General features: G+C 68.9%; 3 protein-coding genes. 1 reads left to right on the top strand and 2 read right to left on the bottom strand.

The features are described 5' to 3' along the window. On the bottom strand, positions 1–403 hold a 403-nt coding region (locus tag VGJ14_07420), incomplete at its 3' end, for a hypothetical protein (protein ID HEY2832235.1). Continuing rightward, on the bottom strand, positions 400–1491 hold the full coding sequence (locus VGJ14_07415) for a tyrosine-type recombinase/integrase (protein ID HEY2832234.1): 1092 nt from the start codon (positions 1489–1491) through the stop codon (positions 400–402). The genes VGJ14_07415 and VGJ14_07420, both read right to left, overlap by 4 nt. A 231-nt stretch (positions 1492–1722) precedes the next feature. Here VGJ14_07415 and VGJ14_07410 point away from each other — a divergent pair. After that, positions 1723–2013: site-specific integrase (locus VGJ14_07410; GenBank protein ID HEY2832233.1), on the top strand; the 291-nt coding region annotated here is incomplete at its 3' end.

The raw sequence follows: 2013 nt of genomic DNA, 5'->3' as shown, positions 1-2013 counted from the left end.
CCGCGCCCCGCACCGTCGGCGCGCACTGACAGTTCGGGACCGCGCAGTGCTCCGCCGGCACCGGCGCGACGGGCAGGCTCTGCGCGCTGGCGATCTCCTCGACGCTCATGCCCATGCCGGTCAGCCTGGTGAAACATCGGTGGCAGAGCTCGGGGGCATCGTTGTGGACGGTGTTGACACATCGTTGGACCCGGCAGACCTTGCGGCCCAACAGCCGATGCCGCGCGGGCAGGCGCAGCACCCGCGTCACCGGATCCCATCCGGCCTCCTCCAGCAGTGCCCGGTCCAGGGCCCCGGCCAGCCGCGCGGCCTCACCGCGCAGGACGACTCGGTCCAAGACGTGCCGGAACTCGCGGGATTGTTCATCGATCGGAATCGACCCGGTCAGTGCCGCGGCGGTCACTGGCCCACCCCGGACTGCTCGCGGGGGCCGGGCACCGCGTCCACGGCTGCCCGCAGTCGAGACGAGTCCGGATGCAGGTAAATCTGGGACGAGGAGACCGCAGCGTGTCCGAGCAGGTCAGCGACCACGTCGATACCGGCTCCGGCATCGGCAACGTTGCTGCCGTAAGCGTGTCGGAGTTGGTGCGGGCGGACCGGGGTGTCCAACCCGGCCCGGCGGGACGCCGCCGCCATAACCTCGCCGATCGCGTCTGGCCGCATCGGCGCCCCGATCCGGCCGCGGAACAAGTTGACGATCACGAAATCACTGCCCGCGGCGCCCGGCACTCTCATCCGCTCGAACTCGTAGGTGTCAAACGCTTGCACGACAAGGAAATCCAGCGGCACGACCCGCTGCCGACGAGACTTCGCCCACGCCCCATTCGGGTTGTCCTCGCGTCGCACCACATGCAGATGCGCCCGCGCGACCTCGCACCCCAATCGGCGCGAATCCGCCAGCAAATGCACATCGCTACGGCGCAGCCCGCACAACTCGCCGCGACGCAACCCGGCCCGGGCCATCAACAGCACGGCCAGCCGGTCCCGCGCCGACCGGCACGCTCGCAGCAGCGCGACGATCTGCTCGTCACTGGCGCGGTCCACCGCCTTCTCCGGCTCGGACAACCGATGTCGGGCTCGTATCCGCCACCCCAGACGACCGTCCTCGCCACGAGCCTCTACGGGCAAGTCGCGGTCGTCGGCCACCTCGTAAAGCATCGCCACCAAACCCGCCGGGCCCTCACCGATAGCGACCGCGTGCACCACCATCCCCCGCACCGCGGTCAGCACGCCATTAATCCGCGAGGGACAGCGCACCGCCGCGGCGCCCGGCCCGGCCACCACCACTCCCGAAGCGCCAGCCGCCGGCCCGGCGTGGGCCAACCACGTGATGAACAACGCGAACTGCTCAACCCCGGCTTGCCAGGACCGGCCTGTCCGGTCGCACCAGCGCAGGAACAACGCGATCGCGTGCGCATACGCCTTGGTCGTGGACTCCGCGCCGTCGCGGCCGAACCGCTGGTGCCGCAGATACCCGTCGGCGACCTCCACAACCTGGAGGTCCTCATCCAAAACCGTCCAATACCGTTGCCCGGACGGCAACCTCACCGGGAATGCCCGCATGGCCTCGCGCTCTCCACTGAATGGTCACGAACGACTACCAGCCACGAGCACCACACCCCCGGAGAACCACCGCGCCACCGCCGAGAACACCCAGTTAGGGCGACATCACGCAACAGACCAGCAAGCCGAGGAGAAGGGCTTCGGCGCAACGAGACCCGGATGCTCGATGTGGCCGATTTCGGACACAACCCGGCCGGGCCAGAGTTCGGCGCCTACGGCGTCGTCTATATCCGTCACGGCAAGGCCAAGAAGGGCTCACCACCGAAACGGCGCAGCGTGTTGACCGTCTGGGAGTGGTCCGCGGAGGTGCTGCGGGAATGGATCGAGGATATCCGCCCCCGGCTGGTCACCACCGATACTCCCGCGTGTTGGCCGTCGGAACGTGGTCCCAGGATCGGGTTCACCCAGATCAACACCCGGCTGGCCAACTACCGAGACGAACTGGGCCTG

This window comes from Sporichthyaceae bacterium, from assembly GCA_036493475.1.
Lineage (GTDB): Bacteria > Actinomycetota > Actinomycetes > Sporichthyales > Sporichthyaceae > DASQPJ01.
This window is presented reverse-complemented; position numbering and strand designations above follow the sequence as displayed.